The organism is Pseudomonas sp. C11 (assembly GCF_034683865.1).
Classification (GTDB): Bacteria; Pseudomonadota; Gammaproteobacteria; order Pseudomonadales; family Pseudomonadaceae; genus Aquipseudomonas.
This window is the reverse complement of the sequence record NZ_JAWIIP010000004.1, coordinates 12276-25724: the sequence shown is the minus strand read 5'-3', so window position 1 is coordinate 25724 and position 13449 is coordinate 12276. Positions and strand designations below refer to the sequence as shown.

The 13449-nt window shown below is 62.0% G+C and carries 13 protein-coding genes; 6 read left to right on the top strand and 7 right to left on the bottom strand.

Features of this window, described 5'->3' with window-relative positions; genetic code table 11:
• Nucleotides 1–44: 44 nt before the first annotated feature.
• The 6 genes from VC352_RS07895 to VC352_RS07870 all read left to right on the top strand — a co-directional run bounded on the left by VC352_RS07895 (nucleotide 45) and on the right by VC352_RS07870 (nucleotide 5947).
• Complete coding sequence (locus VC352_RS07895) at nucleotides 45–1520, top strand: NAD(P)/FAD-dependent oxidoreductase (protein ID WP_322979031.1); 1476 nt, start codon at nucleotides 45–47, stop codon at nucleotides 1518–1520.
• Nucleotides 1504–2436: an alpha/beta hydrolase gene (locus tag VC352_RS07890; protein WP_322979030.1), complete on the top strand. Its 933-nt coding sequence runs from the start codon at nucleotides 1504–1506 to the stop codon at nucleotides 2434–2436. The genes VC352_RS07895 and VC352_RS07890 overlap by 17 nt, the downstream gene beginning before the upstream one ends.
• Nucleotides 2433–3194: an SDR family oxidoreductase gene (locus VC352_RS07885; protein ID WP_322979029.1), complete on the top strand. Its 762-nt coding sequence runs from the start codon at nucleotides 2433–2435 to the stop codon at nucleotides 3192–3194. Before VC352_RS07890 ends, VC352_RS07885 begins: the two co-directional genes overlap by 4 nt.
• Nucleotides 3195–3416: 222 nt before the next feature.
• The gene (locus tag VC352_RS07880) at nucleotides 3417–3779 is read left to right on the top strand and encodes a ribonuclease E inhibitor RraB (RefSeq protein WP_322979028.1); all 363 of its coding nucleotides are present in this window, start codon (nucleotides 3417–3419) and stop codon (nucleotides 3777–3779) included.
• Nucleotides 3780–3858: 79 nt separating this feature from the next.
• Nucleotides 3859–4566 (top strand): type 1 glutamine amidotransferase, encoded by a 708-nt coding sequence (locus VC352_RS07875; RefSeq protein ID WP_322979027.1) that lies wholly within the window; start codon nucleotides 3859–3861, stop codon nucleotides 4564–4566.
• A 184-nt stretch (nucleotides 4567–4750) separates the two neighbouring features.
• Nucleotides 4751–5947, top strand: coding sequence for an N-acetylmuramoyl-L-alanine amidase (locus tag VC352_RS07870; RefSeq protein ID WP_322979026.1), 1197 nt, complete (start codon nucleotides 4751–4753; stop codon nucleotides 5945–5947).
• 4 nt (nucleotides 5948–5951) lie between these two features.
• Here VC352_RS07870 and VC352_RS07865 read toward each other — a convergent pair whose 3' ends face one another.
• The 7 genes from VC352_RS07865 to acnA all read right to left on the bottom strand — a co-directional run bounded on the left by VC352_RS07865 (nucleotide 5952) and on the right by acnA (nucleotide 13397).
• Nucleotides 5952–6488: a DinB family protein gene (locus tag VC352_RS07865; RefSeq protein WP_322979025.1), complete on the bottom strand. Its 537-nt coding sequence runs from the start codon at nucleotides 6486–6488 to the stop codon at nucleotides 5952–5954.
• A 74-nt stretch (nucleotides 6489–6562) separates the two neighbouring features.
• Complete coding sequence (locus tag VC352_RS07860; RefSeq protein WP_322979024.1) at nucleotides 6563–6925, bottom strand: VOC family protein; 363 nt, start codon at nucleotides 6923–6925, stop codon at nucleotides 6563–6565.
• A 31-nt stretch (nucleotides 6926–6956) separates the two neighbouring features.
• The gene (locus tag VC352_RS07855) at nucleotides 6957–7193 is read right to left on the bottom strand and encodes a helix-hairpin-helix domain-containing protein (protein ID WP_322979330.1); all 237 of its coding nucleotides are present in this window, start codon (nucleotides 7191–7193) and stop codon (nucleotides 6957–6959) included.
• An 83-nt stretch (nucleotides 7194–7276) separates the two neighbouring features.
• Nucleotides 7277–7600: a hypothetical protein gene (locus VC352_RS07850; protein ID WP_322979023.1), complete on the bottom strand. Its 324-nt coding sequence runs from the start codon at nucleotides 7598–7600 to the stop codon at nucleotides 7277–7279.
• Between the two features lie 325 nt (nucleotides 7601–7925).
• On the bottom strand, nucleotides 7926–8624 hold the full coding sequence (locus tag VC352_RS07845) for a hypothetical protein (protein ID WP_322979022.1): 699 nt from the start codon (nucleotides 8622–8624) through the stop codon (nucleotides 7926–7928).
• Nucleotides 8625–8911: 287 nt separating this feature from the next.
• Nucleotides 8912–10477, bottom strand: coding sequence for a PAS domain-containing methyl-accepting chemotaxis protein (locus tag VC352_RS07840; RefSeq protein WP_322979021.1), 1566 nt, complete (start codon nucleotides 10475–10477; stop codon nucleotides 8912–8914).
• Nucleotides 10478–10655: 178 nt separating this feature from the next.
• Nucleotides 10656–13397: an aconitate hydratase AcnA gene (gene acnA / locus VC352_RS07835; RefSeq protein WP_322979020.1), complete on the bottom strand. Its 2742-nt coding sequence runs from the start codon at nucleotides 13395–13397 to the stop codon at nucleotides 10656–10658.
• Nucleotides 13398–13449 lie beyond the last annotated feature (52 nt).

Genomic DNA, 13449 nt, shown 5'->3' with positions numbered 1-13449 from the left:
AGGCGCAAGTAGCATCGGCTCGTCACCATAAACGGGTTACTACAATGCATAACAATCCCCGTACGAACGCGCCTTGGCGCGTGTTGATCATCGGCAGCGGTTTTGCCGGTCTAGGCCTGGCCATGCAGTTGCGCATGGCCGGTGAGGACGATTTCCTGGTGCTGGAAAAGGCCGGCGAGGTCGGCGGCACCTGGCGCGACAACAGTTATCCGGGCGCTGCCTGCGATGTGCCTTCGTACCTGTATTCGTTCTCTTTCGAGCCCAAGCACGACTGGTCGCGCAAGTTCGCGCCGCAGGCGGAAATCCACGCCTATATCCTGCAGTGCGTGGAGAAGCATCGGCTGCGCCCGCATATCCGCCTGAACAGCGAAGTGCTCGGCGCCGAATTCGATGCTGAGCGTGGCCTCTGGCGTGTCGAGCTGGCGGGTGGCGAGGTAATCGAGGCACAGGCGCTGGTCAGTGCCTGCGGCCAGCTCAATCGGCCGGCCTACCCGAAATTGCCTAGCTTGGAGCGCTTTCTAGGTGAGGCTTTCCACTCGGCGCGTTGGCGCCATGACCTCGACCTGACCGGCAAGCGCGTGGCAGTGATTGGTACCGGTGCTTCGGCGATCCAGTTCGTGCCGCAGATCCAGCCCAAGGTGGCCAGCCTGAGCCTGTTCCAGCGGTCGGCGGCTTATGTGCTGGCCAAGCCGGATCGCGCCTATCACGCCTGGGAAATCGCGCTGATGCGCCGCTTGCCCTGGCTGCAGCGCGGCGTGCGCCTGCTGCAGTATCTGCATCATGAAGCGCGTGCAGTGGCCTTCGTGCAGTGGCCTTGGCTGCTGCGCCTGATGCGTGGGCGCTTCACCGATCACCTGCAGCGGCAGATGCCCGATGCCGCCAAGCGCGCCCGCTTGCAGCCGGATTACCCCATGGGCTGCAAGCGCATTCTGATCAGCAACGATTATTTTCCGGCGCTGGCACAGGGCAACGTCGAGATCGTCGACACGGCGATTCGCGAGGTGCGCGAGCACGCCCTGGTGACCGCCGACGGCCGTGAGCACCCGTGCGACGTGCTGATCTACGGCACCGGCTTCACTGCCAGCGATTTCCTCGCGCCGATGCGTATTCGTGGCCTCGATGGCCTGGAACTGAACCAGGCGTGGCAGGACGGCGCAGAGGCCTACAAGGGCATCAGCGTCAGTGGTTTTCCCAACCTGTTCCTGCTCTATGGGCCGAACACCAACCTCGGTCACAACTCGATTCTGTACATGCTGGAAAGCCAGTTCGCCTATGTGCTGGGCTGCCTGCGGGCGCTAAGCGGGCAGGGGCTGCGCTACCTCGACCTCAAGCCGGCTGCGCAGCGGCGCTACAACCAGCATCTGCAGGCCGAAACGCAGCGCACCATCTGGGCGCAGGGCTGCCACAGCTGGTACCAGACGGCGGCCGGCAAGCACACCAACAACTGGCCAGGGTACACCTTCACCTATCGCCAGCAGACTCGCATGCCGGAGATGACCGACTATGACTGCGTTCGCTGAGTTCGTCGCGCCCGTGCCGGGGCAGAAGGTGATGCGTCTGGTGCTGCGCGGTTTGCTGCGTCTGCTGTTTCGTGGCCTGGTGCGTCCGCCCATGCCGGTTGCCGGGCAGCGTCTGGTCTTGCGCCTGCTCACGTTCGCCACGCTGCTGCCCGGCAAGGTGCAGCGCACGGCCGAAGTCCTGGCTGGACGGCCCTGCGAATGGCATCGCCCGCCAGCCGGCAACGACCGGGTGGTACTGTACCTGCACGGTGGCGCCTTCATGATCGGCGGGGCGAACACCCATCGCGCCATCTGCGCGCATCTGGCCAGTCGCGGCGGCTTCGCGGTCTGCGCGCTGGATTATCGCCTGGCACCGGAACATCCCTTTCCGGCTGCGCGCGACGATGCCGTGGCGGCCTATCGCGCTCTGCTCGACGCTGGTTATACCGCGCAGCAGATTGCCTTCGCCGGAGACTCGGCCGGCGGCAATCTGTGCCTGATCGCGTGTCTGCGAGCCCGCGAACTGGGCCTGCCGGCACCGGCTGCGCTGCTGTGCTTTTCGCCCTTTACCGACCTTGGTTGCGGGCAATTGCACCAGCCGGCTGCCGGCGACCCGCTGATCCATCCGCGCTGGCTCGAACAGGCCGTCGCTCTCTACGTACCCAAGGGCACCAGGCCTGGCGATCCGGCGTTATCGCCGCTCTATGCCGATCTGCGCGATTTGCCGCCGACCCTGCTGCAGGTGGGCGAAGACGAGGTGCTGTGCAACGACAGCCTGCGCCTCGCCGCCAGCGCTCATGCTGTTGGCGTCGAGGTGCGTCTGGAGCGCTACCCGCAGCTATGGCACGTCTTTCAGGCTCATGTCGGGTTGCTACAGGCGGCTGATCAGGCCATTGGCCGGGCTGTCGACTTTCTCCACGAACGGGGTTGGCCATGAACAATATACTTATCACCGGAGCGGCCTCCGGTATCGGTGCAGCGACGGCTCGGCTGTTTCATGCGCGTGGCTGGCAGGTCGGTCTGCTGGACATGGATGGCGTAGCGCTGGGCCGCCTGGCCGACGAGCTGGGCGGCGTCTGGTGTCGGGTGCTGGACGTCACTGATGCCCAGGCGGTCGGACAGGCGCTGGCCTCGTTCTGCCAGTTGCATGACGGGCGGCTGCGCGTACTGTTCAACGGTGCCGGCATCCTGCGTACCGGCGCGTTCGAGAGCATCGACCTGGCAGAACACCAGCGCCTGCTGCAGATCAACGTGCTGGGCCTGCTCAACCTGATCCATGCGGCCTTTCCCTACCTGAAGGCCGCGCAGGGCGCACAGGTCATCAACATGGGCTCGGCCTCTGGGCTGTACGGCGTACCGTTGATGGCCAGCTATTCGGCCAGCAAGTTCGCCGTGCGCGGGCTTACCGAGGCGCTGGAGCTGGAGTGGCGCGCTCACGGCATTCGCGTCGGCGATCTGATGCCGCCGTTCGTCGATACGCCGATGGTTGCCAGCCAAAGCCAGCGTCCACCGATCATTCGGCGCATGGGCGTGCGCCTGCAGGCCGAGCATATCGCCGAGGCTGCCTGGCAGCAGGTACAGAACCATCGCGTACACCGTACCGTCGGTGTGCAGTTCGGCCTGCTCCATGCGCTCGGGCAGATCACCCCGGCGGCGATTACCCGCACAATGATGGCCTGGCTGAGTCGACCCTGACGTCAGCCGGCCTCTTGTGTGGTGTGAGTGGACGAACTTCACTGGCAGCGTCTAGTCTGTAGATGACCGTCCGGCATTTTCGCCGGGCGGTCGTCGTTGCGCTTCGGAACACACTTCAAGTTCAGCTTGATCCTCGGGGCGGCGCCTCTGGCAGCCGCGCCACCGCTCGGTTCGAGCGGTTGCAATGGGAACATCCATCCATCGCCTGAGAGGAGTCGTTTCATGAGCACAGCCTTGCATGAAGATGCCAGCACCTCGGTGCTGCGCCGGATGAAGGAGGGCGGTTTCGATTTCGCCCAGTTTCACCCCATCGAGTTCTACGCCATCTTCCCCGATGAGGAGCGGGCACGGATGGTAGCCGGGCAGTTTCGCGGCGAATCGCTCAACGCTCAGGTCACGCCCCGCGAGGACGGGATCTGGCACCTGCAGATCAGTAAAGTGATGTACGCCACCCAGGCCGGTATCGGCGCGTTCGAGCAGAACCTGGAGTCCATCGTCGCCCCGCTGGGGGGCATGCTCGACGGTTGGGGTGTCACTCAGGAGATTCGGCCCAGCAAGTCGGATCTACAGCAGCCAGCAAGATAGCGATAGTTGTGCGGATCGGCCTTTGCTGGCCGATTCGCGCGCTCGACTTGTCCCCTCGCCATCGCGCACACTGCGCGGCATGTCTGATGTTCTCATCCTCACCCATATCGATTACTGCCCTCCGGCGCACCTGGCCGAGGTGCTGCATCGCCGTGGCATCCCCCATGACGTGCTGCGCGTCGATCTCGGCGAGCTGCAGGGCTATGACCTGCAACGGCCCAAGGCTGTCGCCGTGATGGGCGGGCCGATGAGCGTCAACGACCCGCTGCCGTGGATCGCCGATGAAATCGAGGCGCTGCGTCAGTTGATTGCCCGCGACGTGCCTGTCATCGGTCATTGCCTGGGCGGTCAGTTGCTGGCGCGTGCATTGGGGGCGCCGGTCACGCGCATGCCTTACACCGAATCCGGCTGGCAGCCCCTGCAGCGTCTGCCCGATGCAGCGTCCAGCCCTTGGCTCGCGCATCTGCCGGAGCAGGTGGAAATCTTTCAATGGCATGGCGACACCTTCGCCCTTCCGGAGGGCGCGCAACCGCTGCTCTCCAGCCGCTGGTGCGCCAACCAGGCCATTGCCTGGGGTGACAGGGTACTGGCCTTGCAAGGCCACCCGGAGATGACCGAAGCCCTGATCGAACAATGGCTGACGGACTGGTCGCACCTCCTCGACCCGAGTCAGCCCAGCCAGCAGAGCCTCGAACAAATGCGCGTGCACCTGGCGCAGAAGGTGAAAGCGCTGAATCAGGTGGCCGAAGGCTTCTATGCGCATTGGCTGAATCTGGCCGGGCTCTGAGTATTCGGGTTAATAGTGTTTCTTTTCAAAGGCTTAAGCTAGTTTGGCATACGTTCAGCTTGAGCGTATCGTTTTTGATAACGATGTTATAAAGTTGCGTTTTTGCGAAGGCGCTTCCTCGGTCACCGTCCCGGCCCGAGTAGGGAAGCCCTGATCACCCGCACATTCAGGCTGTGAAACCTGCATGGACAGACGAAAACTGCTGCAACTGCTACTCGCCGGCCTGGCCTTGCCGGTCTCGCTCCGCGCTCAGGCCGCCCAGGCCGTGCGCCGTATCGGGATTCAACAGGCGGGCGGCAAAACCCTTCTGCAACTCGAACTCTCCGGGCCGGTCAAGGCCAACAGCTTCAGCCTCGACGCGCCACCGCGGCTGGTGATCGACCTGCACAACGCCACGCTGGCCGCATCGCTCGATGGTCTGCCTCTTGCCGGCACGCCGATCACCGCGTTGCGCAGCGGGCTGACGCCTGGTGGTGATCTGCGCATCGTGCTGGATCTGATCGATGCCAAGGCCCTTGCGGCAATCCCGCCGCTGCAGAATCTCGGTTCGACTCTGCAACTGCAATTGCCTGCATCGACGCCGGTGGTCGGCCAGCGCCCGACCGTTGCCAGCCAGACGCAGCCGGCGGGGCGGCCGACTGATCGCGACCTGTTGATCGTGATCGACCCCGGCCATGGCGGCAAAGACCCCGGGGCGCTTGGTGCCAAGGGTGAGCAGGAGAAGATCGTCGCCCTGCAGATCGCCACCCTGCTGGCTCGGAAAATCAACGCACAGAAGGGCTACAAGGCGCGCCTGACGCGCAGTAGCGACGTGTTCATCCCGCTGCGCAAGCGGGCCGAACTGGCACAGCGCCTCAACGCCGACCTGTTCGTCTCGGTACACGCCGATGCCGCGCCACGGCGTACCGCCTCCGGTGCTTCGGTGTTCGCCCTGTCCGAGCGAGGCGCGACCTCGTCGATGGCGCGCTGGATCGCCCAGCGCGAGAACGAGGCCGACTTCATCGGTGGCGGCTTGCCGGCGGCGATGCAACAGAGCGCCCCGATGCTGGCCGGCGTACTGCTGGACATGTCCATGACCGCCACCATTTCCACCAGCCTGGATCTGGGGCATCAGGTGTTGCAGCGGCTGGGCTCGGTTGCGGGCGTGCATCAATCGCGGGTCGAGCAGGCCGGCTTTGCCGTGCTCAAGTCTGCTGCGGTGCCATCGATCCTGGTGGAAACCGGCTTCATCTCCAATACCGGCGACTGCCAGCGCCTGCATGACGCCCGTCACCAGCGCAACCTGGCTGACGCCATCTTCGCCGGGGTGGACGGTTACTTCCGCAAGCGCCCGCCACCCGGCAGCCTGATCGCCACCATGGCGGCGAAGCAGCAGGCCTGAAGACTCAGGGCGCGTCCGCTATCAGCGCCAGCAGATCGGTCACGCCCACATCCACGCCCGCCTGCCGCAACAGGGTCGTGGCTTGCCCGCGATGGTGCGTCTGGTGGTTGAACAGATGCATCAGCAGGGCGAAGAAGTTCTTCTGCGCGGCGATGCCCTTGGTGTTGTGGTAGGCGAGTGTGCTGTCCAGGTCGGCCTCGGTCAGGTGTTGCGCCAGCCGTGTGATCAGTTCGTCCAGCCCCGCGCGCAATGTGCCCAGCGCGCGAATGTCGTCGGCCATGGGCTGATCCAGACGCGCAGCGGGCGTGATCCGTTCGATTGGCGCCAGCACCTCTGTGCAGGCGGGATGCCGGGCATAACGCCCGAGCCAGATACGGTCGGCGACGACCAGATGGTTGAGCGTACCCAAGATCGAACCAAAGAAGGCGCCGCGCTGAGCCGCCAGCTCCGCGTCGGGAAGACTGCGCGCAGCTTCGTACAGCCGCTCGTTCATCCAGGCGTTATAAGCCGCCATCTGCTGCACGTGTTCGCTGCGTTGCATGATCGCCTCTCCTCAGCCATGAAAGGCAACAGCATGCATCGGCGGCGGATGCATCGACAGATACAGCTGCGCGCTTAATTCGCGGCCGGCTCCGACCACACGGCAAACTCGTTGCCGCCCGGCTCGACGAAGTGAAAGCGCCGGCCGCCGGGGAAGGCGAAGATCGGTTTGATGATCGCCCCACCCGCCGCCTCTACCTTGGCCAGGGTGTCTTCCAATTGCGCGCTGTAGAACACGATCAGCGCGCTGCCGTTGTCGCTGCGCGCGGACATCTCGGCACTGAAGAACCCACCATCCAGGCCCTCGTCGGCAAAGGCGGCGTAATCAGGGCCGTAGTCCGTGAAGCGCCAGCCGAAAGCGGCCTGGAAGAAGGCCTTGGTGGCGGGCAGGTCGCGGGTGGGGTATTCGACGTAGTTGATCTTTTCGTGAGCGGGCATGCCGGGTTCCTTGGCAATGAAAAAATGGGAATTACTGACGTGATTTGGCCAGGTCGATAGCGGCCTGAATAGCCGTACGTGCTTGCGGGCTGTTTTTCCAGCAGGTCGAGCCAAGCTGAGCGGCTACCGCAGCGACAATATCGCTGACACTGGCTTCGGCCAATTCCTGAAGCGAGTTGATGCCGATCTGTTCGAGCCGTTGCACGACAGTTGGGCCTACGCCTTTAATGTTTAAAAGGGCTTGGTGTTCTTCTGTTGGGAAGGGCACTGGGGTTCTCACCAGGTGATTGAGTTGTAGGCGGGTAGAGCCGATCATGAGGCGCTAGGTGAATGCTATGAGTCAATTATTGCTTAGAAGCATGAATCGCCATGGTCATAGCTAAATTTGTAGCTGTTATGGTTGAAGTCTATTACTTGAACGTACTCAGGGTGTAATGAAAATCCCTCGCTAAAAATATCGGCGCCGTGAGTTGACCAGATGACTGCACCGGTTTCAGAGAATCGACATACAGTCATCTCTCCATGCGACATTAACGCATTGCGCTCCACGTTGATGTATACGCCGAAGCAAGTCGCATCGTCTACCTGCAAGGCCCATGCAACAGAGAAGGGGCGCAAAATTAGCTTGACCACGTGACGGCCAACTGCCACGTAGACAGCTTCGTTATGCAGCATAAGCGAGTGCTCATGAATTCCAGTGCATCCGCCTGAATCGCCAAGGACTATAAGTGGTCGGTCGTTTAACAAAATCCCGTGAATAGAATTCGGCGAGTGAGAGGAGATAAGTAGCTGCTCGATAGGGTATTGTCGATGATTGTCGGTAGAGCCGAACGAATAGGAAGGCTCGTTTAGCAGGGTTATTATCCCGGCTGGGCTTTGAAATTGCATGGTGGCTGATATTTGTAGAGTGGAAAAGGGAGCAGGTTTATTTTTGGGCTAGTGGCGCTGTGATATAAATAAATCTGTCCCAATTTTTCTGCTTGCTCGGTGTAATACCTTGTTAGGGTTTCAGTTTTTTGATTAATGTCTCAGCAATTTCGATGCCGAGTTTGATGCGCTTTTTATCGATATTCTCGGCTGTGGAATGTACTTGGTTGTTTCGAATTGTGCGTAATTCAGTAAGCTGATTGATATCTTCTATTTTTAATATCCCCTCGCGCATTGCTATTTCCCATTTGAATGTATGGCCTGTTTCAATGCCTGAGTCATCGAGTGCCTTGCGAATCAATGTCTCCACTTCGTTAAATAAAAATATAAGATTTTCTAGTGTGGTCTCTGAGCTTTTCGGGTTGGTCTTAACGCCAAAAAGATTATTCAGTAGAACAGCTGCTATTTGTCTGTAAGCATCCAAATATCGACGATCCACGCCTAAGCCAGTTCCGTTGTGATACAACTGATTTCTGATGCGGTGGTAGTGCTCAATATCACCATCATCTAGGCCAGTAAGTTTTGGTCGTGCTTTACTAAAAAGAAGGTCAACCATTTTGGGAAAGCTATTTCCGGCTTCCTCTACTTCCCTTCGTTGAAATTTTACGCCCGATATTTTTTCAGGGAGAGATAGGAAGGTTCTGATAGAGGTCTCAACTGAGTTGTCAATGCTGATGAAGGCAATTCTGCTATCAAAAGCAGTGTCAAGCTGAATGTGCGAATCAGCATGCCTCAATAATTCTAATGAGCCAGATGCCCAGGTTTCTTCCATGTTCGATCTCTAACTCGTGAGGCTAACTATAAATAGATGCCTGATGGCGCATGACCTAGATGGTAATTTGGGGTAGATAGCTGGCCATGTTCAAGAATGTTCACTAGCTCGCAGACTGCAGTGAGGCGGCGCTGTGTTTTGCAGGTTATACACCATGTCGGATAACTGCTGGCAAGTGGCAGTTACGCAAAAGCGGGGTAAGTTTGGAAGAGAGTAGGGAAGCTCGCTCCTACAGAAGCAGAGTGGGGAGAGGAAGGCGCAGCGGTTTAACCGCCGCGCCTTTCGTTTCAGCGGTTAAACCGCTCCACCAGTGCATATTGCCCCTGCGCCGTCCCGGTCAGGGCCTGGCTGAGTTTGGCGGTGTTCTGCGCTTCGCCTGCCGTCTGGTCGGCCAGTTGGGCGATGGTGGTGATGTTCTGGTTGATCTCGTCGGCCACGGCGCTCTGCTCCTCGGCGGCGGCGGCGATCTGGTTGGCCATGTCGGTGATGTTGGCCACGGCGTCGCTGATGCCGGCCAGGGCCTGGTCGGCTTTCAGTACTCGTTCGACGCCTTCGTCGGCCTGTTTGCGGCCGATTTCCATGGTCATCACCGCTTCTTCTGCGGTGCGTTGCAGTTTGGCGATCAGGCCGTGGATCTGTTCGGTGGATTCGGCGGTGCGCTGGGCCAGCGAGCGTACTTCATCGGCCACTACGGCGAAGCCACGGCCCATTTCGCCAGCGCGTGCGGCTTCGATGGCGGCGTTGAGGGCGAGCAGGTTGGTCTGGTCGGCGATACCTTTGATCACGTCGACCACGCCGCCGATTTCGTTGCTGTCCTGGGCCAGGCGGGTGACGGTTTCACCGGTATCGCCCACCGATTGCGACAAGCGCTGGATGGCTTCGCGGGTTTCGGCGGCGATGGAGCGGCCTTCGCCAGTCAGGCGGTTGGCCTCCTGGGTGGCGATGGCGGTACGGGCGACGTTGCTGGCCACTTCCAGGGTGGTAGCGGCCATTTCATTGACGGCGGTGGCGACCTGTTCGGTCTCGCTGCGCTGGCGTTCGAGGCCGGCTGAGCTGTTGTGCGCCAGCTTGTCGGCTTCGCGGGCCTGCTGGGTCAGTTGCTCGGCGGTGTCCTGCAGGCGGGTCAGGCAGGTTTTCAGCCGCGCATCCTGGCTGAGCATGGCCATTTCCAGGCGCGCTTCGGCGCCGCGGCTGTCGGTGTACATCTGGGCGATCAGCGGATCGGAGGTGGTCTGTTCGGCGATGCGCAACAGGCGCTTGATGCCGCGTGTCTGCCAGGCGATGCCGGCCAGGCCGAGCGGCACGGAGAGGCAGGCGGCGAGGATGAAGCCCCAGTTGCTGCCCATCCAGTGGCCGATGAGAAAGCCGATCTGGCTGACCAGGATGAAGGGCATCCAGGCCTGGACGATGGGTAGCCACTGGTTGCTGGCCGGAATGGCGGATTTGCCGGCATTGATGCGGGCGTACAGCGTTTCGGCGCGGCGCACTTGCTCGGCGGTCGGTTTGACCCGCACGGACTCGTAGCCGACCACCTTGTCGCCTTCGGTGATGGGCGTGACGTAGGCGTTGACCCAGTAGTGATCACCGTTCTTGCAACGGTTCTTGACGATGCCCATCCACGGGCGGCCCTTCTTCAGGGTCGTCCACATATGGTCGAACACGGCCGGTGGTACGTCGGGGTGACGGACGAGGTTGTGCGGTGCGCGAATCAGTTCCTCACGGGAGAAACCGCTGATCTCGACGAAAGCATCGTTGCAGTAGGTGATCTGCCCCTTGAGGTCGGTGGTGGAGATCAAGCGTTGCTGCGATGGAAAGGTCTTCTCGCGCTGGGTGACCGGTTGGTTGTTACGCATGGCAAGTGTCCGTCGTTGTTATGCCCCTTTAAGTCGACCGCCTGACGGTAAAGTTGAGGGGCAGAGTCCGTTTTCGCGAGTGTAATCGCTTTTTGAATGACGTCACATTTTTGTCGCGACATCGGCCGTCCCTGGCCCGACGGTGCGTACCCCTGCCGCGTGGCGGCAGGGTAGAGCATCAACTGGCGATCATCTGGCGCAGCACGTAGTGCAGGATGCCGCCGGCCTTGAAGTACTCGACCTCGTTCAGGGTGTCGATGCGGCACAGCACTTCGACTTTCTCCTGCTGGCCGTCTTCACGGGTGATGATCAGCGTCAGCGGCATATGCGGGCGCAGTTCCACGCCTTCCAAACCCTCGATGGCCAGCACTTCCTTACCGGTGAGTTTCAGGCTGTTGCGGTCGGTGCCCGGCTTGAACTGCAGCGGCAGCACGCCCATGCCCACCAGGTTGGAGCGGTGGATGCGCTCGAAGCTCTCGGCGATCACCGCCTTGACCCCCAGCAGGTTGGTGCCCTTGGCCGCCCAGTCGCGGCTGGAGCCAGTGCCGTATTCCTTGCCGGCGATGATCAGCAGTGGCGTGCCTTCGGCCTGGTAGCGCATGGCTGCGTCGTAGATCGCCAGCTTCTCCCCACTGGGTACGTGCAGGGTGTTGCCGCCTTCCTCGCCGCCGAGCATCTCGTTGCGGATGCGGATGTTGGCAAAGGTGCCGCGCATCATCACTTCATGGTTACCGCGGCGCGAGCCGTAGGAGTTGAAGTCGGCCTTGTCCACGCCGTGTTCGCTCAGGTAACGCCCGGCGGGGCTGTCGGCCTTGATGTTGCCGGCTGGCGAGATGTGGTCGGTGGTCACCGAGTCGCCAAGCAGGGCGAGGATGCGCGCTTCGCGGATATCGGTGATGCGCGGCGGGTCACCGGCGATGTTCTCGAAGAACGGCGGATGCTGGATATAGGTGGAATCGCCTTGCCAGGCATAGGTGTCGGCCTTGGGCACGGCGATGGCCTGCCATTTCTCGTCGCCGGCGAAGACTTCGGCGTATTCCTTGCGGAACATGGCGGTATCGACCTTGGCGATGGCGTCGGCGATCTCGGCCTGAGTCGGCCAGATGTCCTTGAGATACACCGGCTGGCCGTCCTTGCCGGTGCCGAGGGCATCGCGGGTCAGATCGAGGCGTACGCTGCCGGCCAGGGCATAGGCCACCACGAGCGGCGGCGAGGCCAGCCAGTTGGTTTTCACCAGCGGGTGCACGCGGCCCTCGAAGTTGCGGTTACCGGAGAGCACCGAAGCGACGGTGAGGTCGGCCTTGGCGATGGCCTTTTCGATGGGCTCGCGCAGCGGCCCGGAGTTGCCGATGCAGGTGGTGCAGCCGTAGCCCACCAGGTCGAAACCGAGTTTCTCCAGATAGGGCGTCAGGCCAGCTGCGTCGAAGTATTCGGTGACCACCTTGGAGCCGGGCGCCAGCGAACTTTTCACCCAGGGCTGGCGTTGCAAGCCTTTTTCCACCGCCTTCTTGGCCAGCAGGCCGGCGGCCATCATCACGCTGGGGTTGGAAGTGTTGGTGCAAGAGGTGATGGCGGCAATCACCACGGCGCCGTCCTGCAGGCGATGAGTGTGGCCATCGTCTTCGTAGTCGATACCGCCGCTCTGCTGGTCGCCACCGACGGCAGTACCGCCGCCGCCCTCGCTGAGCATGCGGCCTTCTTCCTTTGCCGCAGGCTTGAGTTGCAGGCCGACGAAGTCGTCGAAGGCCTGATGAACCTGGCTGAGGGCGACGCGATCTTGCGGGCGCTTGGGCCCGGCCAGGCTGGCTTCGACGCTGCCCATGTCCAGGCTCAGGCTGTCGGTGAACAACGGCTCGTCGCCGGGTTCGCGCCACAGGCCCTGCGCCTTGCTGTAGGCCTCGACCAGTTGCACGGTGGCGTCCGGACGGCCGGACAGGCGCAGGTAACCGAGGGTGATGTCGTCGACCGGGAAGAAGCCGCAGGTGGCGCCGTATTCCGGGGCCATGTTGGCGATGGTGGCGCGGTCGGCCAGCGGCAGGTCGGCCAGGCCGTCGCCGTAGAATTCGACGAATTTGCCCACCACGCCCTTCTTGCGCAGCATCTGGGTGACGGTCAGCACCAGGTCGGTGGCGGTGATGCCTTCTTTCAGCTTGCCGCTGAGCTTGAAGCCGATCACCTCGGGAATCAGCATCGACACTGGCTGGCCGAGCATCGCCGCTTCTGCCTCGATGCCGCCGACGCCCCAGCCGAGTACGCCGAGGCCGTTGATCATGGTGGTGTGCGAGTCGGTGCCGACCAATGTGTCCGGATAGGCGAGGGTGATGCCGTCCTCTTCCTTCGTCCACACGGTGCGCGCCAGGTATTCCAAGTTGACCTGGTGGCAGATGCCGGTGCCCGGTGGCACCACGCTGAAGTTGTCGAAGGCATGTTGGCCCCAACGGAGGAAGGCGTAGCGCTCGCCGTTGCGCTGCATTTCCAGCTCGACGTTGTCGGCAAAGGCGCTGGAGGAGGCGTAGCGGTCGACCATCACCGAGTGGTCGATGACCAGATCCACCGGCGACAGCGGGTTGATTCGTTGTGGGTCGCCGCCGGCCTTGGCCATGGCATCGCGCATGGCGGCCAGGTCGACCACCGCCGGTACGCCGGTGAAGTCCTGCATCAGCACGCGCGCCGGGCGGTACTGGATCTCGCGGTCGGAGGCGCGCTTGTCCAGCCAGTCGACCATGGCCTGCAGGTCTTGCGGCATTACGGTCTGGCCGTCTTCGTTGCGCAGCAGGTTTTCCAGCAGCACCTTGAGCGATTTGGGCAGGCGGTCGATGTTGCCGAGGCGCTGCGCGGCTTCCGGCAGGCTGAAATAGTGGTAGGTGGCGTCGCCGATCTTCAGCTCGCGGCGGCAGTTCAGGCTGTTGAGGGAGGGCATTGCACGTCTCCTTAGGCCCACACGGTTCGGGCCGTGGTCGGTGGCTGTTTGG

Coding starts and splice junctions, on each gene's coding strand:
- VC352_RS07895 (WP_322979031.1), top strand. CDS start 45: ATGCATAACAATCCCCGTACGAACGCGCCTTGGCGCGTGTTGATCATC.
- VC352_RS07890 (WP_322979030.1), top strand. CDS start 1,504: ATGACTGCGTTCGCTGAGTTCGTCGCGCCCGTGCCGGGGCAGAAGGTG.
- VC352_RS07885 (WP_322979029.1), top strand. CDS start 2,433: ATGAACAATATACTTATCACCGGAGCGGCCTCCGGTATCGGTGCAGCG.
- VC352_RS07880 (WP_322979028.1), top strand. CDS start 3,417: ATGAGCACAGCCTTGCATGAAGATGCCAGCACCTCGGTGCTGCGCCGG.
- VC352_RS07875 (WP_322979027.1), top strand. CDS start 3,859: ATGTCTGATGTTCTCATCCTCACCCATATCGATTACTGCCCTCCGGCG.
- VC352_RS07870 (WP_322979026.1), top strand. CDS start 4,751: ATGGACAGACGAAAACTGCTGCAACTGCTACTCGCCGGCCTGGCCTTG.
- VC352_RS07865 (WP_322979025.1), bottom strand. CDS start 6,488: ATGCAACGCAGCGAACACGTGCAGCAGATGGCGGCTTATAACGCCTGG.
- VC352_RS07860 (WP_322979024.1), bottom strand. CDS start 6,925: ATGCCCGCTCACGAAAAGATCAACTACGTCGAATACCCCACCCGCGAC.
- VC352_RS07850 (WP_322979023.1), bottom strand. CDS start 7,600: ATGCTGCATAACGAAGCTGTCTACGTGGCAGTTGGCCGTCACGTGGTC.
- VC352_RS07845 (WP_322979022.1), bottom strand. CDS start 8,624: ATGGAAGAAACCTGGGCATCTGGCTCATTAGAATTATTGAGGCATGCT.
- VC352_RS07840 (WP_322979021.1), bottom strand. CDS start 10,477: ATGCGTAACAACCAACCGGTCACCCAGCGCGAGAAGACCTTTCCATCG.
- acnA (WP_322979020.1), bottom strand. CDS start 13,397: ATGCCCTCCCTCAACAGCCTGAACTGCCGCCGCGAGCTGAAGATCGGC.